This is a genomic window from Pedobacter sp. SAFR-022 (genome assembly GCF_051965375.1).
Taxonomy (GTDB): Bacteria; Bacteroidota; Bacteroidia; order Sphingobacteriales; family Sphingobacteriaceae; genus Pedobacter.
Window position 1 is genome coordinate 81639 of sequence record NZ_JBQCME010000008.1, and the last position, 25177, is coordinate 106815.

Genomic DNA, 25177 nt, shown 5'->3' on the forward strand with positions numbered 1-25177 from the left:
CCGATTCATTGAAAAATGCCAGCATGCTGGATACAGGGTTATTTGCGTCATGGAGAACGAAGTTGTAAAAATCAAAAATCCGAATATCACAGAGCGCTTTTTACAAGAGTTTAGTTACGAGCAGAACTAGTTCTACAAAAGCAGACTACTTCTTCGTACCAAATGGTTTTACGCTAAGTGAAACGGCTATACCCCGTGACCTTAGATTATAGTCGTAATAACCAATGCCCGTCAAAGGCAACTTTAAAAACGGCTGTACACCGATGCTGACTTTATCCGACACTTTTCGATCGACACTTATAGAAAGATTGGCAACACCGAAAATATGCTGATTTTGATTGTTGATCTCTAATGCGGTAGTCTGTTCTACCCCATCCGGACCAGTATTCCTATACTTGTACTTTTCTTTAAGCATAAAGTAGCTTGAAAGTCCGGAGTTTACGCTCACACTGTAATTCTTTTTCCTCAAGAGCTGGTAATTTACATTTACAGGCACATCAATTACAAAGCAATCGGCATTCAAGGCCCAGGGCCTTGCACTTTCGCCGTATGCGGAGCTAAGAGTACCGCCGTAATCATATAATTTCCGGGCATATATTGCACCGCTGGATACACTAAGCTTTTTGCTTATTGGATAGGTGACCAGGAGGCCAAAGTTAGCGCTGATCTTGGTACCTATACTGGTTCTGGAATCGGTAACATCGGGGGCAGCCAACAAGGAAAGGGTAATCTTTCCTGGCCTAGGACCAAAATTTTCAACACCCACCACCCTCCGGTCAGCCTTTTGTCCCGCAGCTACAATTTGCCCGCTTTGCTGCACAAGCTCCAGGCCGATGAGCAGATCCTTGTTCTTTTCCCTTAACTCGATGTTGGATCGTATCTGAGGCTGAGAAACCCCGTACAGCATTGGGATTTCCTTTTCCGAAGCCGCGATTTTTGGTCGGTTCAATTGCGGATTCGCCGGCCGGGCTGTACGGCGAGCGTTCTTTGCATAGGTTTGTGGAGGCAGAGTACCTAACTTGTTCTTTTCGTCAGAAGGCTTCATTGGACCTAAGGGCGCGGAGTTTCTATCGGTCCTGCCAGGCTTAGCTTTAGCATTAAAATCTTTAGCCGGATCTATTGGGGCCGTTTGATCAGACAAAAACAGGAACATAACCAGTAACAAAGCCGCGGCAATCCCAGCTCCGGCATAGATCCAAAGCAAACGCCTTTTACTGGCCTCGCGGGCAGCTAGCTTTTCTGCCATCTTTTCCCAGTCCAGCGCGTTAAAAGGGATATCCGGATCATCCATCCCCCGTTTAAATAACTGATCTATTTCATTGTCCTTTTTCATTCGTGTTTATTTATTTGCTGCATCGCCTCCCCACCTATACTGTCATTATTCTTGTCAAAAGCCAGCAGCTTTTCCTGCAATTTCTGTCGTGCCTTAAATAGGTTTGACTTCGATGTGCCGACAGAAATATTCAGCAATTCTGCAATTTCCTCATGGGTATAGCCATCAATGGCATAAAGGTTAAAAACCATCCGGTAGGCTGGCGACAGACTTTGAATCATGATCAACAGATCTTTATAAGCTAAATCCGCGTGTATAGCCGCTTCCTGACCAATATGGATATGATCGTTGATATCGTCATGATTACTGAACTTTAAGTTCAGCCGGTATTTGTCGATTGCAGTATTGGTAATGATCCTTGCAAGCCAGGTTTTGAAGGGTTTGGATTCATCGTACTTGTCTATATGGGTAAACACCTTTAGAAAACCCTCATTTAACACATCGCCCGCGTCAAATTCATTTAACGCATACCTCCGACATATACCCATTCCATAGCTATAGAATTCCTTATAGAGCAGATACTGACTGGATCTGTCTTTCTGAATACATCCTTTGATGATTGCCTGCACCCTATAAATATACTTTTAAAATATGCCGTATCTGAGGCGTATACGTCCAAAACCCGAATAAGGTTGCCTGGATTACAAAAAATAAAATATCTGCAATCCGGGCAACCTTAAGGACTGCAGCAGCGTAACCTCAACAATAAACCTAACTGTCAATCTTAAACTGAGCACCATGTTAATCAACTACAAAAATGCGCTGCGTTTTTTGTCTATTCTGGCGATCATACTCGTGTCGTCCTGTTCAAAAAACGACGGCCCCGACACACCTCCGGGTGGCGAACCGCCAGCAAATGGCAAAAAAATTATATTGAAGATTTCGGCGAACACCACCTTTGGTGACATCCTGACGGATGGAAACGGGAGAGCGCTCTACTTTTTTGCGCCGGATGTTAAAGGGACATCTGAATGTATCGAAGGCTGTGAGGCTGTGTGGCCAGTATTTTATGCCGACGATGCTACTTTGCCGGCAGGCCTGACCGCTGCAGATGTTGCAACGATCACCCGTGCAGATGGTAAAAAGCAGACGACCTATAAAGGCTGGCCATTGTACTATTATGCACAGGATGCAACAAGCAGCGAAGTAAAGGGCGACGGCATCGATGACAACTGGTTCGTAGCGAAGAGCAATTATGCGATCATGCTTGGAGAGGCGCAATTGGTTGGTGAGGATGGCAAGAACTACAGCGCAGATAACAAAGAAGGCACAGGCATTACGCGATATCTTACTGATGGTGCGGGCCGGACGCTCTATGCTTATGCACCAGATACCTTCAACAAAAACAATTGGACCAAGGATGATCTCTCCAACGATGCGATCTGGCCGATCTACGGATCTTCAGAGCTGGTGCTGCCATCTGTAATCACGGAAAACATGGTGATGGAAATTACATCTGCTGGTAAAAAACAGCTTACGTTCAAAGGTCACCCATTGTACTATTACGGCCCAGACACCAAAAGAGGCGAAACCAAAGGCGTCAGTGTACCTGCACCAGGTGTATGGCCGGTGTTAACGCTCAATTCTCCAGCACTTGAAAACTAAGTCCTATGAACAAGCATTTTCGTATTTTCCTTGCCATCACCATGATCTATTTGCTGCTGGCGAGTTGCAGCAAGAACCAGGCTGAAGAACTTGCCCCAGAACAGCCCGAACCACAAAAAGTAACCTACAATAACTTCGCTCAGGCGCTTTTTCAAACCAGATGCAGCGGCTGCCACGCTCCGGGAAATCCCGCAGCCGCTGCATTCACTTTCAACGGCTATACCTCTGTAACCGCGAATGCGGAACGGATCAGACAGGCCGTGATTGTCACCAAGCGTATGCCTCCCAATGGAAGCTTATCCGCTGCAGAACTGCAATCCTTAAGTAAATGGTTTGAAGACGGAATGCCTGAACAATAATCACGAATAGCCATGAAATTCATCCCCTTAATTATAATATGTAGCCTGTTTAATGTAGTTACTCAGGCACAGAACATCCTGATCAGCAATAATGCTGCGGTTTCTTTCTTCTCCAGTACTATTTTGGAAGATATTGAGGGCAAAAGCAGCCTGGGTAGCTCTGCCATCAATGCAAACACCGGTGATATCATTTTTAAAGTACCCAACACCTCGTTTCGGTTTAAGAAAAAGCTGATGCAGGAACACTTTAATGAGAACTACATGGAATCTGATAAGTACCCGGTGTCTGAGTTTAAAGGCAAGCTCGAAAAGCCCATTGATGTAAGTAAAAATGGCAGTTACAACGTCCACGTAAGTGGTAAGCTCACTGTTCACGGGGTTACGAAAGACTATCGGAGTGTGGCCGAGATCGTTGTGAACAACGGTGTAGCAACCGCAAAATCGGTGTTTAAGGTGAAGGTTGCCGACCACAACATCAAAATTCCAAGCCTGGTATTCAAGAACATCGCCGAAATCGTTGAGGTACGGATACAGGCACTATATCAACCAAAAAAGTAAAATGCACATGAAGAAAAAGATATTTATGGCGCTGATGCTAAGTGCCACTTATGGTTATGGACAGGTTGAGCTGGAGAAAGAGCTGCTCAGTACAAGCGGAGCCCGTGAAAAGGTGAGCGCAACCTTTAAGTCCACCCGGCTCATCAATGGACATACAAATGAGACCATTCACAAGAACGAACTGGATTTTAAGGTAGACCACCGCTTTGGAGATATTGCAGGAAGCAATGGGGGATTAAGGCAGTTTTTTGGCCTTGACAATTCCACCGACATTAGAATTGGTTTTGAGTATGGCATATCCGACCGCCTTACGGCCGGCTTCGCCCGTGCAAAGGGTGCCACAACAGTGCAGCAATTGTATGAAGGCAGTTTGAAGTTCAGGTTGTTGGAACAAACCGTAAATGAACATATTCCTGTGGCGGTAACCCTGTTTGGAAGCAGCACCATTGCTGCAGTGCGGGCAAACCGCGAAGATCCCAGTTCGGCGACAGCCTATGAAAACTTTCAGGATCGGCTAAACTATGTGGCACAAATGATCATTGCCCGAAAGTTCAACAGCAACTTCTCTATTGTGATTACACCAACCTATGTGCACCGCAATTTCACGGTATTCCGGGACCAAAATGATCTTTTTGCTATCGGCGCAGGTGGCCGGGCTAAGATCAGCAAGCGCATGGCTGTAGTGATCGACTACTTTCTCCCTTTTAGAAACCAAGAAGATCAAACCTACCTGGAACAGGTGGGGAACAGGAAATTTTACAATCCTCTGGGCGTCGGACTGGAAATTGAAACTGGTGGTCACGTCTTCCATCTGAATTTCACCAATGCCACAGCGATACAGGAGGTGCAGTTTATTCCCGAGACGACCAGCAGCTGGACCAAAGGTCAATACCGCTGGGGATTTGGAATTTCCAGAAGGTTTACGCTAGGAAAGGATTAAAACCACAGCTATTTAAGCTTACTTTGATGGAGCAGTAATGCTCCCATAATCATTTAGCAAACAAGATCTTACCAGTAAAGAAAAATCCAAAAACTATGAAAAAGTGAGAAAATGTGTATATTTGAGTTTTGACATTGAAATGAAAAAACTTATACTTTTATACACTCTGGTATTCGCCTTCGGAATGGGCTTTGGTTATTTAAAAAATGGTTCCTGGAACATTCAAGACTGGGGCTACTTTAGTTCCAAATACGTTGCAATTTGGTGGATCGTAATGGGCTTTGCAGTCACCTTTTACTGTGTCGCTGAGCGATTACTCAAAACCAGAAAAGGATAGATCACTATCTTTTGTTTTGGAAGGGCTACTGAGAAGTTCAAGGTTCTTTTTCATTATACATTATCCTGGATGGCATGCAGGTGTAAGCTGCATGCCATCCAGGGGGTAGCATTTCCCAGAAATCATTTCACGGTTTTTACGAATGGCAGAGAAGAGCCTGACCAGGTGGAAGGTAACTTACCGTCCCATTTTTCGATCGCTTGTTGCTGAAGCAACTCAGGCGTAATTCCTGAAGAAATAATTTTATTCTCCAAAGCTTTTAGCTCAGCCAGCTGGTTTCGTTTACGCTGTTCAATGATCTGCTGATCCAAGACGGATACGTTTGTATTTACTTCATTACGGTTATCAATTTTCTTGGTTACTTTATCGCTAAATTCAAGTTGGCTGGAGAAGGTGGTCAGATTTAATCCCCTGTTGTTAAACTCTTTTTCCACCAGATTTTGCACACGTTCTTCAAAGCGCAGCGAACCTCCATTTGCCATCAGACTATCCGTGGTAAACTTCCGGCTTTCTTCCTTCATGATGTCATAAATTTTCGCTTCCAGAATATTGTCTTCAAGTGCACGCATGAAGTCCTCACCAGAACCCAGTTGCTTATTCTGGAAAACCACGTCCACTGCACGGCTTTCTATAACGGCATAACTGTAAGTGGGATTTGATTGAAAAGCGGTATTATCTGCCGCTTTAAGGCTTAATGGATCATCAAACTTCGCCCGTTGTTCAAATAAAGGCACCTGGAACAGTTCAGTTCCAGGATACAGCGTGTTTACCCTGCCCTTTGTAGTACTAAAATCTGCTTTACCTGCTTTTCCATAATTTTCCATCAGAACACCCACATAGTTGGGTGCAACCCTTTCACAGGATGATATGGTTAAAATTAAGGCGGCTGCAACCACCAGAAGCGCGATACTAATATTTCTTATCATATTGTTTTATTATATAGTTAATCAGGATTATAAGTGTTGCAATGCCCAGCAGAATACCGGCGTAGGGATTGAAATGGTTGAATATCCAGCCCGATAACCATAGCAAGAGCATAGCAGTTACAGCCAGAAGAATGGTTTTGTATGAAGTCATAAGCGATTAAAAAGGTTATTGCACCCGGAAATTGGCATGAAGTTGAGCGTTAATTACAAAAGCTTTGAAGATAATAAAAATATTTAATGGCAAACGAGGATCAGGGAGCCTATTTAGAAAGCAGAAGCATAATCGTTTTATGTCAAATTAAAATCCTTATCACACAGCATGTTATTGCTTCTTTGAATTTGCTTAAACTATTACCTACTTTTGTAAATAATTAGCAGGTCTTTTCTAGCTGGACTTTATAATTTTAAAAAGCTTTAACGATCCGCTAACTACCTATAAACAAGAACTTAAAACAATTCAATATGTCATCAGTAGAGACAACTTACGTTCCTTATAAAGTTAAGGACATTTCACTGGCAGAATGGGGCCGCAAAGAAATCGGATTAGCTGAAGCAGAAATGCCAGGTTTAATGTCTTTGCGTGAAGAATTCGGTCCTTCGCAGCCACTTAAAGGTGCGCGCATTGCAGGATGCCTTCACATGACCATCCAAACAGCAGTTTTAATTGAAACCTTAGTTGCACTAGGTGCTGAAGTTACCTGGTCTTCATGTAACATCTTTTCCACTCAAGATCATGCTGCCGCTGCAATTGCTGCTGCTGGTATTCAGGTGTATGCCTGGAAAGGTTTGAATGAGCAGGATTTTGATTGGTGCATTGAGCAAACCTTACACTTCGGTCCAGAGCAGAAACCATTGAATATGATCCTTGATGATGGTGGTGATTTAACCAACATGGTCTTTGACAAGTTCCCTGAACTGATTGCTGAAATCAAAGGATTATCTGAAGAAACGACAACTGGTGTTCACCGCTTATACGAGCGTATGAAAAACGGTACCCTGCACTTACCTGCAATTAACGTGAATGACTCTGTTACCAAATCTAAATTTGACAACAAATATGGTTGCCGTGAGTCATTGGTAGATGCGATCCGTCGTGCTACTGACGTGATGATGGCTGGTAAAGTAGCCGTTGTTTGCGGTTATGGCGATGTGGGTAAGGGTTCTGCAGAATCTTTAAGCTCACAAGGCGTTCGTGTTATCGTTACCGAAATTGACCCGATCTGTGCTTTACAGGCTGCAATGGAAGGTTATGAAGTTAAAAAACTGATGACCGCTGTGAAAGAAGCAGATATTATTGTGACCACGACTGGTAACTGCGACATCGTTCGTCCTGAACACTTCAAATTAATGAAAGACAAGGCGATCGTTTGTAACATTGGTCACTTCGATAATGAAATTGATGTTGCCTGGTTAAATGAGAACTATGGTGATACAAAAGTAGAAATCAAACCTCAAGTGGATAAATATACCATTGATGGTAAAGACATCATCCTATTGGCAGAAGGCCGTTTGGTGAACTTAGGTTGCGCAACTGGTCACCCAAGTTTTGTAATGTCTAACTCTTTCACTAACCAGACCCTTGCACAGATTGAACTTTGGACCAACCCTGGTAAATACGAAAACAAAGTATATACCTTGCCTAAGCATCTGGATGAGAAGGTTGCCCGTTTACACCTTGCTAAAATTGGTGTTGAACTGGATGTACTTGATCCACATCAGGCAGAGTATATTGGTGTTGCAGTTGAAGGTCCATTCAAACCAGACACTTACAGATACTAATTCGATCCATATCTTTTGGAAAAGGGGGAACTTCGGTTTCCCCTTTTTTGTGAGTTAACATTTTCATCTTACACCACGAAGTGTTTAATGGGAAGCGCTTTAGCAGCCAGTACCCCTACTGCGTTGCAAGCTGGCTGAAAACCATGAGCTACGCTGCTTGTTTATTCTTCACGATTAACTTTATATTTGGGCATGGCAAAACTATCTGTAAACATCAATAAGATTGCAACGCTGAGAAACAGTCGCGGTGGTAACAACCCGGATTTGGTTAAAGTTGCACTGGATTGCGAGCGCTTCGGCGCAGAAGGCATCACGGTTCATCCAAGACCAGACGAACGCCATATTCGCTATCAGGATGTTTTTGATCTTAAAGCAGTGATCAACACCGAATTCAACATTGAGGGGAATTGCAGTGAGCAAAAATTCGTGGATCTTGTATTGGCCAATAAACCTGCACAGGTCACCCTGGTACCAGATGCTTTAGGACAAATTACATCCAACCACGGTTGGGACACCATCACCCATAAATCCTACTTACAAGACATGGTGGCGATGTTTAAGGAAGCCGGTATCCGGGTTTCTATTTTCGTAGATCCTATCGCTGAAATGGTTGAGGCTGCCGCCCTAACGGGCACTGACCGTATTGAGCTCTATACAGAAGCATATGCGCATGACTTCTTTAAGAATAAAGAGGAAGCCATAAAGCCTTATGTTGTAGCCGCTGAAGCTGCGAATGCATTAGGACTAGGCCTCAATGCCGGCCATGATCTGGACCTGCATAACCTGAAGTATTTTTCCGAAAACATCCCCGGATTACTGGAAGTAAGTATTGGCCATGCACTGATCAGCGACGCCCTGTATTTAGGCCTGGAAAACACCATTCAGCTGTATTTACGGCAATTGTCAAACTAAGCTTACAAACAATAATTACGTTGCGTATGGGTTGGAAAATAGCTACCTTTGCGGCAACTTATTATTGCTATCATGAGCTTAAATATTAATTATAAAGAAGACTTTAAAGACCGTCATATTGCGCCCAATTCAGCGGATACTGATGCCATGTTATCCACTATTGGTGTTGGTTCTCTTGATGAGCTCATTGAACAGACCGTACCGCAGCAAATCAGATTGAAACAAGCTTTGAATTTGCCTGCAGCGAAATCTGAGAAGGAGTATCTTGAAAGTCTGAAACAAACCGCTTCTCTTAATAAGGTATTTAAATCTTATATCGGGCAAGGTTATTACGACACCATCACGCCTGCAGTGATCCTGCGCAACGTGATGGAAAATCCAGGATGGTACACCCAGTACACGCCTTACCAGGCTGAAATTGCGCAAGGCCGTTTACAGGCATTGCTGAATTTCCAGACCATGGTGCTCGACCTTACCGGAATGGAGATCGCTAATGCTTCCTTACTTGATGAAGGTACAGCTGCTGCGGAAGCCATGTTTATGCAATATAGCTTGCGAAAAAACCAGTCGGCAAAGAAATTCTTTGTGTCTGAACTGGTTTTCCCACAAACTATAGACATTCTTAAAACCCGTGCTAATCCTTTTGGTATTGAACTGGTTATCGGCAACCATGAATCTGTTGATCTTAGCGATGGCTTCTTTGGCGCGATCGTTCAATATCCGGCAGGCAATGGTGAAGTATTTGATTATACTGCATTCGCTGGCCTGGCACACGATAATAACGTTAAGTTGACCGTTGTAGCGGATCTACTAAGCTTAACACTGCTTACGCCTCCAGGTGAATGGGGTGCCGACATCGTGGTTGGTACCAGTCAACGTTTAGGCGTACCGATGGGCTTCGGTGGTCCACATGCCGCCTACTTCGCCACCAAAGAAGAATATAAGAGATCTATCCCAGGCCGTATCATCGGTGTAACGATAGATAGCAATAACAACTATGCTTTACGTATGGCGCTCCAAACCAGAGAGCAGCACATCCGTAGAGATAAAGCCACATCAAACATCTGTACCGCGCAAGCGCTATTGGCGATTATGGCAAGTTTTTATGCTGTTTACCATGGTCCTAAAGGTTTAAAGCTTATTGCAGAACGCACACACGGTTTAGCGATATCGCTTGCAGCATCATTGGAGCAGATTGGCTACAAACAATTGAACAAAGCTTATTTCGATACCATTCAGCTTGATCTTGGTGATCTTAAAGATTCCATTCACCGCGAATGTATTGACAACGAGATCAACCTGAACTATCAGGGTAATATCGTAACCATCGCTTTAGATGAAACGACTTCCCTTGAAGATGTTAAGCTCTTAACTAAGATCTTCTCGAAAGTAAAAGGTATTGGTGCTGATCGTGTAGAAGTTGTAACGGAAAATATCAATACCGTTATTCCTGCTGCACTACAACGTACATCAGCATACCTGACCCACCCGGTTTTCAACAGTCACCACTCTGAGCACGAAATGCTTAGATATATTAAATCATTGGAAAGCAAAGACCTTTCTTTGACTCATTCCATGATTCCACTAGGTTCATGTACCATGAAACTGAATGCAACTTCTGAAATGATCCCGGTTACCTGGGCTGAATTTGGAAGATTACACCCTTTCGCACCAGCGGATCAGGTACTTGGCTATTATTCCGTTTTCAATGAGCTTAATAAATGGTTAAGTGAAATCACCGGCTTTGCAGCGATGAGCTTGCAGCCAAATGCGGGAGCCCAGGGCGAATATGCGGGATTAATGGTCATTCGTGCTTACCATCAGGATCGAGGTGATCACCACCGTAATGTAGCGTTGATTCCTTCATCAGCACATGGTACCAACCCTGCTTCTGCAGCAATGGCGGGCATGAAGATCGTCGTGGTGAAATCATTGGAGAATGGTAATATCGACGTGGACGACCTTAAAGCGAAAGCAGAACAATACAAAGAGGTGTTGTCTTGCTTAATGGTTACTTACCCATCTACCCACGGCGTATTCGAGGAAAGCATTATCGAGATCTGTAATGTGATTCATGAAAATGGCGGGCAGGTTTATATGGATGGCGCGAACATGAATGCTCAGGTGGGTTTAACCTCGCCTGCAAACATTGGTGCTGACGTATGTCACCTGAACTTACATAAAACCTTCTGTATCCCTCACGGGGGTGGCGGTCCTGGTATGGGCCCGATCGGTGTTGCACAGCACCTGGTAAAATACCTTCCTGGCCACGCCGTTGTAGATATTAACAATGAAAAATCTATTCACGCGGTTTCTGCTGCTCCATGGGGTTCCGCATCCATCCTGATCATTTCGCATGCTTATATTGCTATGATGGGTGGAGAAGGACTAACTGCCGCAACAAAATATGCTATTCTTAATGCAAACTATATGAAAGCTCGTCTGGAACAACACTATCCGGTGTTGTACTCTGGAAGTCAGGGCCGTTGTGCGCATGAGATGATCCTGGATTGCAGAGCCTTTAAGGCATTTGGTATAGAGGTGGTTGATATCGCAAAACGCTTGATGGACTATGGTTTCCATGCGCCGACAGTATCCTTCCCGGTTGCTGGAACGCTGATGGTTGAGCCAACAGAAAGCGAGCCTAAACATGAGCTTGACAGGTTTTGCGAAGCGATGATCAGCATCAGAAAAGAAATATCTGAAGTAGAAAGTGGCGTATCTGATAAGGTAGACAATCCTTTAAAAAATGCACCGCATACCGCAGTAACGGTTACAGGCGATGTATGGGAACATTCTTACAGCAGGAAAACGGCAGCCTTCCCATTGCCATATGTAGCAGATCATAAATTCTGGCCAGCAGTTGGACGTGTTAATGATTCTTACGGCGACAGGTCATTGGTATGTGCTTGTCCCCCGATAGAGAGTTACTCGGAAGAACTTGTTTAAAGTTTAAAAAATGAGGGCCATTTATTACGAATGGCCCTTTTTTTAACTATCTTAATCAATTTCGCATCTAATTTATATATTTAAACATTATACCAATTCCTGTTTTCAATATCAATGATGGATTCAAAAATAGATTTGCTGGTGATTGATGATGATGATATCAACATCTTTATTATAAAGAAAATTGTAGAAAAGACGGGCTATAACATCAACATGGTTGCCAAGACAAATGGACAACTCGCAATCGACTATCTTCGTTCGTTATCTGAAAACAACGAGCGTTTTCCGCAATTGGTATTGATCGACATTAACATGCCCGTTCTTAATGGATGGGAATTTCTGGAAGCTTATGATCACCTGGGCATATCACAACGTGTTGATATGTATATGCTCTCCAGCTCCGTTTATGAGAATGATATTGAAAAAGCAAAAACCTATAAAACAGTAAAGGGATTTATCTCTAAACCCCTTTCCATCAATCGCCTTATTGAATTATTTGACAGCCTGGCCGACTAATTAGATAATTGTAAACTGTCCTTCGTTGTACTTGATGTAACCTGTGGATTTAGTTTTAGCATGGTAGAATAAACAGTTCCAGTTTTCTGCAGCAGCCTTCTTTCCATATTCATCCCGAAGTTCCATCGCTTTCCGCCCATCGTAGTCATATTTAGCAATAAACTTACGTTGCAACTCTTCTGGCTCGGGCAATACATCCCCTCCAAAAAAGACCTTTTCCTCCCCTTCGCTAATAAGGAATGTTTGGTGATAAGGTGTATGAGCACCCGTTAGTTCAAATTGAATATGCTCATTGAAAACGCCACTTTCATCCAGGAATGCCAGCTGTGCGTTTCGCTGTAGAAATTCAAAGATCTCCGGCTTGTACGAGGAAGAGGCATTGGTAAAAGCACCCTCCCACTCACCCCTTTGAATTAAGTAGGTCGCATGCGGAAAGCTCAGTTCCATCTCCTCACCAACCCGGTGGATCATCCCCCCTGCGTGATCAAAATGAAGATGTGACATCAATACATATTCGATATCATCGGGGTTAAAACCAGCTTTTCTAATGTTGTTATGGAGAATCAGCTGCCCTTGTTCGTCGCTATAACCAAGTCCGGTATCCAATAACAACAAAGAGTTATTTAACTGAACCAGAAAAGGCTGGACATGTATAAATAAAGAGCCTTTACGATCTTTCGGATTGTCGGTATCCGCATTAAATGGAACGAATTTTTTGGAAGCATCTACAGAATAGGATCCTTCATTTAAGGTGAAAACTTTCAATGGATGTAGATATTTAATAAGAAGAATAATTAATGATATCTTTACGAATCAGGCTGCAAAGATAAGAAACCGCAATAGCTTAGCGAAGATGCAGGCTTTTTATTGCGGTAATCGCATGTTCTTGACCTGAGCTAAACAATACTATTGCAAATGAAAAAAAGATGGGTGCAGGCCGTAGCAGGCGATAAGGAAACGAGAGATTTGCTTGCACAACAGTTGAATATAGACCCAAGCCTTGCTGGAGTGCTTGTACAGCGAGGCATTAAAACCTTTGATGAAGCCCGGTATTTTTTTCGGCCTTCACTAAAAGACCTGCATGACCCTTTTTTGATGAAGGACATGGACAAGGCAATGGAGCGAATTGACCTTGCACTCGCGTCACAGGAGCGCATTCTGATCTACGGCGATTATGACGTAGATGGCACAACAGCGGTGACACTCGCTTACAGCTTCTTCAAACAGTTTACAACTGAGATCGAATACTACATCCCCGACCGCCATAAAGAAGGCTACGGAATATCTAAACAGGGCATAGACTATGCCGCGGAGCTCCAGTTTACCCTGATTATAGCCTTAGACTGCGGTATCAAGTCTGTTGAAATGATCGACTATGCGAATACGCTTGGCGTCGATTTCATCATTTGCGACCACCACCTGCCAGGGCCTACATTGCCCTCCGCGGTAGCGGTACTTGATCCGAAACGTGCCGACTGCAACTACCCTTTCAAAGAACTTGCGGGTTGTGGCATTGGTTTTAAACTTGCACAGGCATATTGCATGACACGTGGGTTGGGCGCCGAATGCTACCAGAAGTATATGGATCTGGTTATGGTGAGCATAGCGGCAGACATCGTGCCTGTGGTGGACGAAAACCGGATCCTGGCTTACCATGGGTTGATACAGCTTAATAACAATCCATGTACAGGATTGAAAGCGTTAATGGAAACCACCGGCAGAAAAAAATCTTTCACCCTTACGGACGTTGTATTTACGCTGGCGCCACGGATCAATGCTGCAGGCCGGATGGATCATGCACGTGAAGCGGTGAAAATGATGGTTTGCGAGGAAAAAGAAAGTGCAGATGTGCAAAGCCTGTTGATAAACCTGCAGAACACGGAAAGGAAAACCTCTGATCAGAACATTACCGCTGAAGCGCTGGAGCTGATCGGCACTTGTGAGATCCTGATGAACAAAAAGACAACGGTGGTCTACAATGAAGCATGGAACAAGGGCGTAATTGGAATTGTAGCCTCCAGGCTGACGGAAACGTACTTCAGGCCTACCATCGTGTTAACGCACTCGAACGGCTATCTAACCGGTTCGGCACGCTCCGTACCTGGATTTGATCTTTATGAAGCGCTGCTAAGCTGTTCAGATTTGCTGGTACAATTCGGCGGACACAAGTTTGCCGCCGGATTGTCTATGTTACCAGAAAATCTTGACAAGTTTTCAGAACGTTTTGAACAAACCGTTGCCGCAACGATTACCGAGGAGATGTTATGCCCGGAAATTGGTATTGATACCGAAATTCATTTAAATCAAATCACTGCTAAATTCCAGCGCATCATTGCGCAAATGGCTCCTTTTGGGCCTGGAAACATGGCGCCTGTATTTGTGAGTCATGGCCTGGAACTGGTTGGCAGGGTATTCATCGTAGGTGACAATCATATCAAATTAAGTGTAAAACAACAAAATTCGCCTATTTTTGACTGTATTGGCTTTGGTCTTGCTGAATATGAACATATATTAATGCAAGGAAAACCATTTTCTATGTGTTATACCATAGAGGAGAACATCTGGAAAGATCAGCACCGCATACAGCTGAACATTAAGGGAATCAACACTGATTAAGAAGATAAATGATATTAAGAGCTGAGCATCTAATAAAAAAATATAAACAGCGGACCGTTGTTAATGACGTGTCTTTCAGCGTGAGTCAAGGAGAAATTGTTGGTCTGCTGGGTCCGAACGGTGCGGGTAAAACCACTTCTTTCTATATGATTGTAGGTTTAATTAAGCCGAACGAGGGAAAGATCTTTTTAGAAGACGAAGACATCACCAAGGATGCCATGTACCGCAGAGCACAAAAAGGAATAGGCTACCTGGCACAGGAAGCTTCAGTATTCCGCAAGTTGTCTGTAGAAGATAACATCATGGCAATTTTGGAGATGACCGACCTGAATAAAGCAGAACGTCATGAAAAGCTGGAAGAGCTGATTAACGAGTTCAGCCTGCATAAAGTACGGAAAAACCGGGGCGATCTTTTATCCGGTGGTGAAAGGCGCCGTACAGAAATTGCAAGAGCCCTTGCGGCCAACCCTAATTTCATATTACTGGATGAGCCCTTTGCTGGTGTCGATCCAATTGCGGTAGAAGAAATTCAAACCATTGTAGCCAGATTAAAAGAAAAAAATATCGGTATATTAATCACAGATCACAACGTTCAGGAAACACTTTCCATTACAGACAGGGCTTACCTGTTATTCGAGGGGAAAATTCTCGAATCAGGCACACCGGAAGTACTGGCTGCCAACGAGATGGTAAAGAAAGTTTACCTGGGATCTAATTTTGTATTACGAAAAAAAACGCTGTAAACTAACCAAATATTAAACATGGCGATAGTCAACTCTCTTTTCACCTGGTATATGAAGAAGCGCGTCCACCAGATTGAGCTTTTCATGAAATATCCACTGGATGTCCAGGAAGAATGGTTCCACGAGTTAATTACCACGGCCTCAGACACAGAGTGGGGCCGGTTATATGATTATAATTCAATAGACACCCCCGATCAATTCAAAGAGCGGGTGCCCATACAAACCTACGATACCCTAAAACCTTACATTGAGCGCATGCTCAAGGGAGAACAGAATTTGCTGTGGCCGACGGAGATTAAGTGGTTTGCTAAATCTTCCGGCACAACCAGCGACAGAAGTAAGTTTATCCCCGTATCTGAAGAGTCGCTACAAGAATGCCACTTCAAAGGTGGCAAGGATTTACTCTCCATATTCTGCAACAATAGGCCCAACAACCAGATACTAACCGGAAAAGGACTGGTACTCGGTGGCAGTCATCAGATTAATCAACTTAACGAAAACTCGTTTTATGGTGACCTTTCGGCTGTATTAATTAAGAACCTACCCATGTGGGCAGAATATTACCGCACTCCAGCAATTTCCATTGCACTGATGGATAATTACGAAGAGAAGATGGAGAAAATGGCAGAGGCGACGATCAAGGAGAATGTAACCAATATCTCTGGTGTACCAACATGGACGCTTGTGCTTGCAAAAAAAGTACTGGAGATTACTGGAAAGAAAAACCTGTTGGAAGTCTGGCCAAATCTCGAGCTGTATTTTCATGGTGCAGTGAACTTTGCTCCTTATCGCGACCAGTTTAGAGAGCTTATTCCATGTGATTACATGTACTACCTGGAGACGTACAATGCTTCTGAAGGATTCTTCGGTATTCAAGATCAGGTAAACTCTGACGAAATGTTACTTATGCTGGACTATGGTATTTACTACGAGTTTCTGCCTCTGGAAGATATCGAAGCCGAAAATCCAAAGACACTTTCACTTGACGAAGTAGAGTTAAATAAAAACTACGCCATTATCATTTCTACAAATGGAGGACTATGGCGCTACATGATCGGCGATACCATTCAATTTACTTCCATCTACCCCTTCAGAATCAAAATCACAGGAAGAACTAAACATTTCATCAATGCTTTCGGTGAAGAAGTCATTATCGACAATGCCGAGCGTGCAATTAGTCAGGCATGTAAAAGTACGGGTGCGAAATTCAAGGACTACACTGCTTGTCCGATTTACTTTAAAGGATGTGATGTGGGTGGACATGAGTGGATTATCGAATTCGATAAACAACCCGATAATTTCGACCGTTTTGTTGACGTACTTGATAATACTTTAAGGGAGGTGAATTCAGACTACGATGCAAAGCGATTTAAAGATATGGCATTGCGGCGTCCACAGGTACATAACGCAGTTCAGGGAACTTTTTATAACTGGCTGAAAAGCAAGGGCAAATTAGGCGGACAACACAAAGTTCCGCGGCTTGCGAATGACAGAAAGTATGTCGAGGAGATATTGAAGGTCATGAAGATGCAATAACTGGGTTTTTTCCGCAAAATTAAAAGTATAAAACGCATATTTTTTTTTGAAACAATAGGATTATCCGCAACTAATAAATAAATTTGTAGTGTTAACTACTTAACAACAATTAAGATCACGAAGGATTTTAGCTTAAAAAGAAGAGTTAACCCAAGTAATAAACACTCAAATTGAACAGGCAATGGTAATCGATAATCAACAAGAAGTACAAACAATAACCCTTAATGGCACTAACTATTCTCTTAATCTGAGAGAAATCGAAACTTTCATGCAACAATGTGATTTGTTCATGGATGCAAATCAGAACGAATTCGACACAATGACGCAGATCATTTCAGATCAACTGATCGACAATGCCAATGCAAATACCTCCGTTCCTGAACTGAGAGCTCAACTTAAATTTCTTCGTGAAGTTTCTTTCCTGTTAAGGTGTATGTTAAGTCCAGCAGGCCCTACCAGCAAATACTAGTCTTTGCTTGACATAAAGTCAAGCAAAAGCTGATTATACTTCTCGAGGAGGTCTATATATTTATCTTTCCAGTAGGTAGAATTAATCTGCTCATTTTCATCATTCAGAAAGTGATGATGCTTATTCAGCTCGTCTTTTGGATAGAGGCTTGGGAATTCTGTTGAAAAATCATGATTGATCACATTTCCGATTCTGAAGATGATTTCAGACTTTAAATGTTTTTGATTAAACCAGTTGTATACAGATCTCCTGTTTACATTTGTTAAGCGGGCAAGTTCACTGATGCTGTAACCTTTACGGCGAATGATACGTTCAACTACTTGGCCATAATGCAAATCCATATATTTCAAAATTCAGGTATTATGTATATATTCTAGTTCTATCTGGAATTTCAAAATCCTTGGAATACATCGAGGCGTCATTCAAAGCATTCCAAATAGAATATGTTTTAATTCTGAACGAATTTATTTTAAACTATTGAAAAAATAGTATCGACAGACCTATTGTGTAGGTTATCGTAAAAGAGTGTGTAAAAAATCGCCAACCCAGCTGAATTCAGCGTACAGCCATATAACAGACCCAGAAAGCAATAAGACTTTTGGCCTTTTGTCTTTAACTCAGACGATTATTCTGGCGCCCAAAGTGATCATTATTGTCGCCACCACAATTTTCACAAACTTTCCCGTAAACTTTCTCGAAGACCTACACAACTGCCCAGTATTGCGGTTATAGCCTGAATTCTGGCGCTAAATTTATTCCTGAGTGAATAATTATTGGTAAATTGATAATTAACAACTCGAGTTCATTTAGCTTTCGATCATGCAAAATCGCTATAACTACTTATTTCGACTAACCATTGCTTTAAGTGATTTAGCCATTATAAATTTTGCGCTATATGCGACCTTTTTCCTGCATAATTCAACCTATTCCAAGTTTGATTACCTGGATTTCAGCCTGCTGATTACCTTGGGCTGGTTCCTCCTGGCTAAAATGCTTGATCTATATAACAGGAGGACCATCCAACATAAGATGCTCTTCTTAACCACTTTGAAATGCATTTGTCTGCATTTGATGTTCTTTTTAATGTACAATACAGTTAAAGGGTTTCCTTTTGACTGGATCTTCAGTGCACTTTATTATGGTTCCTCTGGTGTACTTTTGCTCCTCAACCGATATTTCGCGACCCTTATCTTCCCTATTCTATCCAGAAGTTTAAAAATGAGGGCACCGGTAGCACTCTTAGGTGTAAATCCAACGAGCATAAGATTGGCAAACTATTTCCAGAAGCATGAAAAGGAATACAGCTTTGCAGGATTTCTAAACAACAAGCCAACAAGCTCCAATACAGCTGAACTTATTGAAGGGTTTAAAGAGCAGATCCGGGAGGCGGTAAATACAGGAATCAATGAAGTCTATATTTCACTTGCTCCTGATAAAATCAGGGACATCGATAGCCTGGTTACGGAGGCACGAAATCAATGTATCAGGCTAAAGTTTGTTCCAGACTACAGCCAGATCTTAAGTAAAAAGGCAAGCTTAAACAGCCTGAATGATTTTCAAGTCATCAACCTGACCGGCTCCTGTGTTCAGGATAACATGGACGATCGTGTAGTGAAGCGACTATTCGATATCGTTTTCAGCCTGTTTGTAATTATCTTCATCTTCAGCTGGCTATACCCTATTCTGGCCCTGCTCATTAAACTGGAGAGCCCGGGCCCTGTGATCTTCAAACAGGAGCGAAGTGGGCGCAACAACGTTCAATTTTACTGCTATAAGTTCCGCAGCATGCGCGTAAATGCGGATAGCCATCTTCGTCAGGCAAGTAAGAATGATGACCGGATTACCAGGATCGGCCGCATCCTTCGAAAAACAAGCCTCGATGAACTACCGCAATTTTTCAATGTCTTGCTCGGCAACATGAGTGTTGTCGGCCCCCGCCCGCACATGTTAAAGCATACAGAGCACTATCGTGAAGTGGTAGATCAGTATATGGTGAGACACTATATGAAACCTGGAATTACCGGTTGGGCACAAGTGAATGGCTATCGGGGAGAAACTAATGAACTTGGCTTGATGGAAAAGCGCGTAGAGCACGACATCTGGTACATGGAGAACTGGTCCGCCTTTTTAGACATCAAAATCGTGATCATGACTGTTCTAAATGTGCTCAAAGGTGAAAAAAATGCTTATTAAAAAAGGGATGGCACTTAACTGTACCATCCCCACTATATATAATTAGAAATTGGGCGTGTGATTATTTGCCGAGTCCGGCATTCAAAAAGCCATAGTAAGCTTCTTTTGGTTTATAGTTTCTATCGAACAATAAAGGATAGTCATGATCTGAATTCGCGTAACCTTTGTTGAAATAGGAGGTTTTATCAGATACACCCCAGGTTGTGATACCCCATTGCAAGTGTTTTGGAACAACCTTCATGTACCCACTCACAATTTCGTAGTATTTAACGCCCTGTGCTTTTTCAAGTTCTGCCGTTAATGCAAAGGTCTTCGGCATGCCGTATTTCACTGAAATATCCAACTCGGAAATGTGAATCAATAAACCTTTGTCGGCGGCAAGCTTTAGATTATTGGTGATCAGTTTTGTATCTATTCTCAGGATAGTGTGAAGTTGAAAACCCATGCCATGAATTGTTATTCCTTGTTTTTTGGCTTCATCTACAATGTTCAGGAGTTCCTTCATTTTCTTACCACCAAACTCCTGGCCGTAATCATTCAAGAATAACTTTGCCTGCGGATCTGCTTCCTGAGCATACTTGAAAGCTTTGATCACCCAATCCTTTCCAAGTTTACGATACCAGATGCTATTGGTGTAAACACCACCTTCTTTAACAGGCTCATTAACCACGTCCCAAGATTGTACCCGACCTTTGAAATGTCTCATCACGGTTGTGATATGATCTTTTAACAGTTGCTCCCAAGCTGCTTTATCACCCTGAAACTCTTTCACCCATTTAGGCTCATTTGTGGCATGCGACCATACCAATGTATGGCCATGAACTTTCATGTTATGCTTTTCTGCAAAAGCAACCACAGCATCAGCCTTCGCAAAGGTGTATTTATCTTTAGAAGGGTGAACATTGCCCCATTTGAAATCACTTTCGGAAGTCACTCTGGAGAACTCTCTCGCAACAGTATTTCCGTATTGCGGGTTTTCCAGTAATTCTTTAACCACTGCTGCACCTACAGGAAAGTCAAACACGTTCTTTAGCACAGTAGAAGCTGATGGTTTTGGCTGCGTTACTGCAGGCGGCACTGGTGCCGTAGGTGTTGTAGGGCTCTCTGGCGTGGAAGAGCCCGGAGTTTCGCCGCCATTTGAACCTGGTTCACCTTTTTCTGTATCGTTTCCAGCATCCTCGTCGCCGCCATCAGGTGTTGAAGAACCCTCGCCACCGGCACTGGAGTCCTCCCCTGAAGGTTTCCCAGGTGTTTTAACATCACCAACAAGGTTGTCCTTGGTCTCTACTGGAGTTAACTCATCTTCCAGGGAAGAAGAACAGCTACTAAGACCGGTTGAAAATAGAAAAATTGCTAAGGCAGCAAATCTAATGCTGCGTTGTGTTAGGAAAGTCAGGCCGGTAAACCTCATTGTTGTTGAATATAGGGATGGATACTGTGTTGTTTAACACTGCAAATCTACGTAACTAAATACGACAAATACTAATTAATTTAATATTTATACGGTATAAATCACGTGAAGTATCAATTGAACAGCAATCAGAAACTCAACTACTTACACTAAGACACGAACATAAACCAAGAAGAATAAATCAGCATTTTCATATACAGTAATATTAATAAAAAGATAGGCAATAACATGCATCTTTCAAATAAATTAACAATACATTATCGCAAATAAAATGAAGTACGAAAGAAAATAAGATGTTTTTACCCGCCACCTGCGTATTACCGCAATACACTTAGATGAACTGAAAATAAATTAAAATTAAACTGTCAGGCGCGACGGAAATCGTCTAGCGATATGCTTGGAGCTAAGAAGGTTATGTCTATAGCTAAAATTGATGGGTCAGGCTGATTGAAATTCCACATTAGAAAACCCTTTTGGCAGGCAATTACCGTCATACGGTATTTAACGCAAACCGAACGTTCAGAACAATAAGAAGTATAAGTAAACTTCAAAACATCAAGAAGAAAAATCAATAATGTTATGAACAGAACCTAATGTTATAAGCAGAACCGCGCTAAAGACAAAGCAAGCGTCGGGAAGCAGTAGTACTCGACTTGATCCTTGATCCGCAGGATCGATTGAAAATGATAGAAACAAAAAAAGCCCTGCATTTCTGCAGGGCTTTGCTCCCGAAGCTGGGCTCGAACCAGCGACCCTCTGATTAACAGTCAGATGCTCTAACCAGCTGAGCTATTCGGGAAGCTGGCGCCTAAACAGATGAGCCGTTACCGAAGCAACCTACCTCCTTTGTTTTGGGTCCGCAATATTATGGTTTTTAAATTATTATTGCAAAAAGTTATTTCACAAAATTGCTAAGTAGCAATACCTCAGTCAGAATCATATTTAAGGTCAATCCAAACCATTCGCAGGCAAGGTCAAATCTTACCGTTAAGCACCATTCCAGCTACAACAGCCAAAGCCTTGCTCCAACCAAGAGGACTTAAAATGCAGATTAATGAGAGTTTTGTAGAGCAATAACCTCGAGAAAATTTAACGCAGAGACGAAGTTTAGACGAATACACCTCGGATTTCTGGAAAAAATAGGCATAAAAAAACCCTGCATTTCTGCAGGGTTTTTGCTCCCGAAGCTGGGCTCGAACCAGCGACCCTCTGATTAACAGTCAGATGCTCTAACCAGCTGAGCTATTCGGGAAGCTGGCCATCCAAAAGAACTTATCCTATCGTAAACAACAAGCCTCGTTCGTTTTGGGAATGCAATATTAGGGCTTTTAAATTATTTATGCAATCTTTGCGAAGAAAAAAATTACAAATATTTTAACACAACTTATATGAGCCTGATAATCATAGGTACTGTAGCTTTTGACGCAATCGAGACCCCCTTTGGAAAAACAGATAAAATCGTAGGTGGTGCCGCTACCTACGCCAGTTTAGCCGCTTCTTACTTCTATAATAAAGTGAAAATCGTTGGTGTTGTCGGGGACGACTTCCTGCAACAAGATATCGATACCTTCAATCAACACGGCATCAATACCGAAGGACTGCAAATCAAAGCTGGAGAGAAATCATTCTTTTGGGCTGGAAAATACCACAACGACATGAACAGTCGCGATACGCTGGCTACAGAGCTGAACGTGCTCGCTGACTTCGATCCCATCATTCCAGAAAGCTACCAGGACTGCGAGTACCTGATGTTAGGCAATCTAACGCCACAAGTTCAACAAACGGTCATCAAACGCCTTCAGAAGCGTCCTAAGTTGATTGTACTGGACACCATGAACTTCTGGATGGACGTGGCTATGGACGATTTGCTGGAAACCATCAGCATGGTAGACGTACTTACCATCAATGATGCAGAGGCACGTCAGCTATCCGGAGAATATTCCCTTGTAAAAGCTGCAAAGAAAATCCTTAACATGGGTCCTAAGTACCTGATCATCAAAAAAGGTGAACATGGCGCTTTATTATTCCATGAAAATCAGGTTTTCTCGGCACCGGCATTGCCACTTGCAGAGGTTTTTGATCCAACAGGAGCTGGCGACACGTTTGCAGGTGGATTCATCGGCTACCTTGCCAAAGTGGGAACCATTAATTTTAACAACATGAAGAATGCCATCATCTATGGCTCTGCCTTAGCATCATTCTGTGTAGAGAAGTTTGGTACAGAACGTATTTTAAACCTCACAGAAGCTGAAGTTGCTGGTAGAATCCAGGAATTTGTAAAACTAAGTGCTTTTACAATCGAACCATAACCCCATATAAACTCCTGGGAGCAAAGCTTTCAGGAGTTTAAAACCCCAATCACTTCAAACTTCTCAAATACGGAACGCGTATGCGGCGCATCCTTCAGCTCGTCCGTAAGGTCCTGCCCTGCCCAGTGTTCGTAGTGCTTGCCATTACGCCACAAGCGGCTCGAGGTCACATCGTAGATCTTACCTTCAAAAGCGACCCAGATCTCCGGCTTATCCTGCCCATTTCGCAATGCAAGCTGCTGCTTAGTATAACTATTCATATATCATTCCTTAATGAGCCTTAATCAACTGCAAGTTCCTGAATAAGCTTGTAGCGCTTTTTAAACACTTCAAAAAGAAAAACAGCGATCAGCATGATACTAAACAACAGGAAGAAGCTCTCAAAAGGCACATAGAGGAGCCTGAATTTAATGGTATGCTGTTCATTGAACCCGAAGTAGCCCAAATAATGAAACTGCAGCACAACGGCTAAATACGCCAATACTAAAACCAGGTAGGCACGGTAGAAGCGGTACATGAAGCGGATCTTATTTTTATATTCAACAAGAAACAAGGTCAGGATCATCAAAGCGAATGTAAAAACCGGATACCATTTGGTATAAGCAAAAAAGATCATCGCGATACAAAGTCCCATCAGGATATTACTCAATGCCAGGCTATATTTCTCATAAGGCTGAGCAGGAAATCTTTCGTTTAAAAAGTTGTAAATCGCAATTCCGGCAAATGGAAACACAAAAGCACTAAGAATAACTTCATAGGGGATACCAGAATTATCGGCGCCTGCAAACCGGGAAAGATCGTAGCTAAACACCGCTATCCTTTTAAGCACCAGAGTTGCAATCATAAAGATCACCCCTGCCCCAAATACCGCAGGCAATAAAGCTTTCCATAACTTGCTTTGGGAAGATTGAATATAGAGGATCAGGGAAATGACCAGCAATACGGCCAGGGATATCAGATAAGTACTCATTCAGCGTAACAGAATTAGCTTCAAAAATAGGATTTAATCCCATTAACCCGCCGCCGCTCAACAAAAAACCAACATCATCTTGCATTGCCACAAGAAAATGAGTGCAAAAAAAAGACTGTCCGGCAAACGGACAGTCTTTTTTTGTTCCTTGGATAGCTTTAAACTACTTCAGCACCCAATACATCTTTAGAATAGGTTTTAAGGTATTTTTTCAAGATCTGACGGGCTACATGAATCCTGGTTTTCACCGTGCCGATCGGAATATTTAATATCTCCGCAATTTCATGGTATTTATAACCTTCAAAGTACTTAATGAATGGCACATAATATTCTGGCTGCAAAGTTGCAAGCGCCTTATTGATGTCGCCAATGATAAACTTGCTGTCGCTTGTATTTTTTGTTGCACTATAGTGCAGATTAGATGATGAAATTTCCTCTGATTGGGTAATCAGCGAGTTTGTCTTTACCAGACGTCTGTAGTTGTTGATAAAGGTGTTTTTCATAATGGTAAATAACCAACCTTTAAGATTTGTACCTTCTTTAAATTTACTGTAATAAGTTACTGCCTTTAACATGGTGTCCTGAACCAGATCATTAGCATCCTCCACGTCCTTAGTAAAATTTAAAGCGAATGACTGTAGAGAACCGGCATGGTTGTTTAGCTGAAGATTAAATTCATTTTTTGTCATAATGATTTAAGTTTTAAAGGTTTAAAT

At 42.6% G+C, this 25177-nt stretch carries 24 protein-coding genes and 2 tRNA genes; 15 read left to right on the forward strand and 11 right to left on the reverse strand.

Annotation, left to right across the window (positions count from 1 at the left end; all coding sequences use genetic code 11):
• Positions 1-145 precede the first annotated feature (145 nt).
• Together ACTHQF_RS16100 and ACTHQF_RS16105 are read right to left on the reverse strand one after the other, a co-directional pair.
• A complete protein-coding gene (locus ACTHQF_RS16100; protein ID WP_440431788.1) occupies positions 146-1333 on the reverse strand; it encodes a hypothetical protein in 1188 nt (395 codons plus the stop codon).
• Positions 1330-1902 (reverse strand): RNA polymerase sigma factor, encoded by a 573-nt coding sequence (locus ACTHQF_RS16105; protein WP_440431790.1) that lies wholly within the window; start codon positions 1900-1902, stop codon positions 1330-1332. The genes ACTHQF_RS16100 and ACTHQF_RS16105 overlap by 4 nt, the downstream gene beginning before the upstream one ends.
• A gap of 169 nt (positions 1903-2071) precedes the next feature.
• Here ACTHQF_RS16105 and ACTHQF_RS16110 point away from each other — a divergent pair, with 169 nt between their 5' ends.
• The 5 genes from ACTHQF_RS16110 (at position 2072) to ACTHQF_RS16130 (ending at position 5132) form a co-directional block, all read left to right on the forward strand.
• Positions 2072-2938, forward strand: coding sequence for a COG4315 family predicted lipoprotein (locus ACTHQF_RS16110; protein WP_440431791.1), 867 nt, complete (start codon positions 2072-2074; stop codon positions 2936-2938).
• Between the two features lie 5 nt (positions 2939-2943).
• The gene (locus ACTHQF_RS16115) at positions 2944-3297 is read left to right on the forward strand and encodes a c-type cytochrome (protein WP_440431793.1); all 354 of its coding nucleotides are present in this window, start codon (positions 2944-2946) and stop codon (positions 3295-3297) included.
• A 12-nt stretch (positions 3298-3309) separates the two neighbouring features.
• Positions 3310-3855 (forward strand): YceI family protein, encoded by a 546-nt coding sequence (locus tag ACTHQF_RS16120; RefSeq protein ID WP_440431795.1) that lies wholly within the window; start codon positions 3310-3312, stop codon positions 3853-3855.
• Between the two features lie 7 nt (positions 3856-3862).
• Positions 3863-4795 carry a DUF5777 family beta-barrel protein gene (locus ACTHQF_RS16125; RefSeq protein ID WP_440431797.1) on the forward strand — a complete coding sequence of 311 codons (933 nt, stop codon included), beginning with the start codon at positions 3863-3865 and terminating at the stop codon, positions 4793-4795.
• Between the two features lie 139 nt (positions 4796-4934).
• Positions 4935-5132 carry a hypothetical protein gene (locus ACTHQF_RS16130; protein ID WP_440431799.1) on the forward strand — a complete coding sequence of 66 codons (198 nt, stop codon included), beginning with the start codon at positions 4935-4937 and terminating at the stop codon, positions 5130-5132.
• Between the two features lie 122 nt (positions 5133-5254).
• Here the strand turns inward: ACTHQF_RS16130 and ACTHQF_RS16135 are convergent, their stop codons facing one another.
• Positions 5255-6058, reverse strand: a complete 804-nt coding sequence (locus ACTHQF_RS16135) for a hypothetical protein (protein ID WP_440431800.1) — start codon at positions 6056-6058, stop codon at positions 5255-5257.
• Between the two features lie 462 nt (positions 6059-6520).
• Here ACTHQF_RS16135 and ahcY point away from each other — a divergent pair, with 462 nt between their 5' ends.
• From ahcY to ACTHQF_RS16155, 4 genes are all read left to right on the forward strand, one after another.
• Positions 6521-7837: an adenosylhomocysteinase gene (ahcY, locus tag ACTHQF_RS16140; protein ID WP_440431802.1), complete on the forward strand. Its 1317-nt coding sequence runs from the start codon at positions 6521-6523 to the stop codon at positions 7835-7837.
• Positions 7838-8029: 192 nt separating this feature from the next.
• Positions 8030-8749 (forward strand): pyridoxine 5'-phosphate synthase, encoded by a 720-nt coding sequence (locus ACTHQF_RS16145; protein ID WP_440431804.1) that lies wholly within the window; start codon positions 8030-8032, stop codon positions 8747-8749.
• 72 nt (positions 8750-8821) lie between these two features.
• Entirely contained in the window at positions 8822-11698 is a 2877-nt protein-coding gene (gcvP, locus tag ACTHQF_RS16150; RefSeq protein ID WP_440431806.1) for an aminomethyl-transferring glycine dehydrogenase, read from the forward strand.
• A gap of 114 nt (positions 11699-11812) precedes the next feature.
• On the forward strand, positions 11813-12214 hold the full coding sequence (locus ACTHQF_RS16155; RefSeq protein WP_440431808.1) for a response regulator: 402 nt from the start codon (positions 11813-11815) through the stop codon (positions 12212-12214).
• Here ACTHQF_RS16155 and ACTHQF_RS16160 read toward each other — a convergent pair whose 3' ends face one another.
• Positions 12215-12979, reverse strand: coding sequence for an MBL fold metallo-hydrolase (locus ACTHQF_RS16160; protein ID WP_440431809.1), 765 nt, complete (start codon positions 12977-12979; stop codon positions 12215-12217).
• Positions 12980-13129: 150 nt separating this feature from the next.
• Between ACTHQF_RS16160 and recJ the strand changes: the two genes are divergently transcribed.
• The 4 genes from recJ (at position 13130) to ACTHQF_RS16180 (ending at position 17578) form a co-directional block, all read left to right on the forward strand.
• On the forward strand, positions 13130-14830 hold the full coding sequence (gene recJ, locus ACTHQF_RS16165; RefSeq protein WP_440431811.1) for a single-stranded-DNA-specific exonuclease RecJ: 1701 nt from the start codon (positions 13130-13132) through the stop codon (positions 14828-14830).
• An 8-nt stretch (positions 14831-14838) separates the two neighbouring features.
• Positions 14839-15573: an LPS export ABC transporter ATP-binding protein gene (lptB, locus tag ACTHQF_RS16170; RefSeq protein ID WP_440431813.1), complete on the forward strand. Its 735-nt coding sequence runs from the start codon at positions 14839-14841 to the stop codon at positions 15571-15573.
• 18 nt (positions 15574-15591) lie between these two features.
• Entirely contained in the window at positions 15592-17109 is a 1518-nt protein-coding gene (locus ACTHQF_RS16175; protein ID WP_440431815.1) for a GH3 auxin-responsive promoter family protein, read from the forward strand.
• A gap of 181 nt (positions 17110-17290) precedes the next feature.
• Positions 17291-17578 (forward strand): hypothetical protein, encoded by a 288-nt coding sequence (locus tag ACTHQF_RS16180; protein ID WP_440431817.1) that lies wholly within the window; start codon positions 17291-17293, stop codon positions 17576-17578.
• Here the strand turns inward: ACTHQF_RS16180 and ACTHQF_RS16185 are convergent.
• Entirely contained in the window at positions 17575-17919 is a 345-nt protein-coding gene (locus tag ACTHQF_RS16185; RefSeq protein ID WP_151154096.1) for a helix-turn-helix domain-containing protein, read from the reverse strand. The genes ACTHQF_RS16180 and ACTHQF_RS16185 overlap by 4 nt on opposite strands.
• 478 nt (positions 17920-18397) lie before the next feature.
• On the opposite strand from ACTHQF_RS16185, the gene ACTHQF_RS16190 reads away from it, so the two are divergent.
• Positions 18398-19771: an undecaprenyl-phosphate glucose phosphotransferase gene (locus tag ACTHQF_RS16190; protein WP_440431819.1), complete on the forward strand. Its 1374-nt coding sequence runs from the start codon at positions 18398-18400 to the stop codon at positions 19769-19771.
• Positions 19772-19832: 61 nt separating this feature from the next.
• On the opposite strand, the gene ACTHQF_RS16195 is transcribed toward ACTHQF_RS16190, so the two are convergent.
• The 3 genes from ACTHQF_RS16195 to ACTHQF_RS16205 all read right to left on the reverse strand — a co-directional run bounded on the left by ACTHQF_RS16195 (position 19833) and on the right by ACTHQF_RS16205 (position 22434).
• Positions 19833-21182, reverse strand: a complete 1350-nt coding sequence (locus tag ACTHQF_RS16195; protein ID WP_440431821.1) for an endo-1,4-beta-xylanase — start codon at positions 21180-21182, stop codon at positions 19833-19835.
• 725 nt (positions 21183-21907) lie between these two features.
• Positions 21908-21981, reverse strand: a tRNA-Asn gene (locus ACTHQF_RS16200).
• Positions 21982-22360: 379 nt separating this feature from the next.
• A tRNA-Asn gene (locus ACTHQF_RS16205) sits at positions 22361-22434 on the reverse strand.
• A 136-nt stretch (positions 22435-22570) separates the two neighbouring features.
• On the opposite strand from ACTHQF_RS16205, the gene ACTHQF_RS16210 reads away from it, so the two are divergent.
• Complete coding sequence (locus ACTHQF_RS16210; protein ID WP_440431823.1) at positions 22571-23491, forward strand: PfkB family carbohydrate kinase; 921 nt, start codon at positions 22571-22573, stop codon at positions 23489-23491.
• Positions 23492-23520: 29 nt separating this feature from the next.
• Here the strand turns inward: ACTHQF_RS16210 and ACTHQF_RS16215 are convergent, their stop codons facing one another.
• From ACTHQF_RS16215 to ACTHQF_RS16225, 3 genes are all read right to left on the reverse strand, one after another.
• Positions 23521-23751, reverse strand: coding sequence for a cytochrome b5 domain-containing protein (locus ACTHQF_RS16215; protein WP_440431825.1), 231 nt, complete (start codon positions 23749-23751; stop codon positions 23521-23523).
• A gap of 20 nt (positions 23752-23771) precedes the next feature.
• Positions 23772-24461: a lycopene cyclase domain-containing protein gene (locus tag ACTHQF_RS16220; protein ID WP_440431827.1), complete on the reverse strand. Its 690-nt coding sequence runs from the start codon at positions 24459-24461 to the stop codon at positions 23772-23774.
• 158 nt (positions 24462-24619) lie between these two features.
• Positions 24620-25150, reverse strand: a complete 531-nt coding sequence (locus ACTHQF_RS16225) for an RNA polymerase sigma factor (RefSeq protein WP_440431829.1) — start codon at positions 25148-25150, stop codon at positions 24620-24622.
• Positions 25151-25177 lie beyond the last annotated feature (27 nt).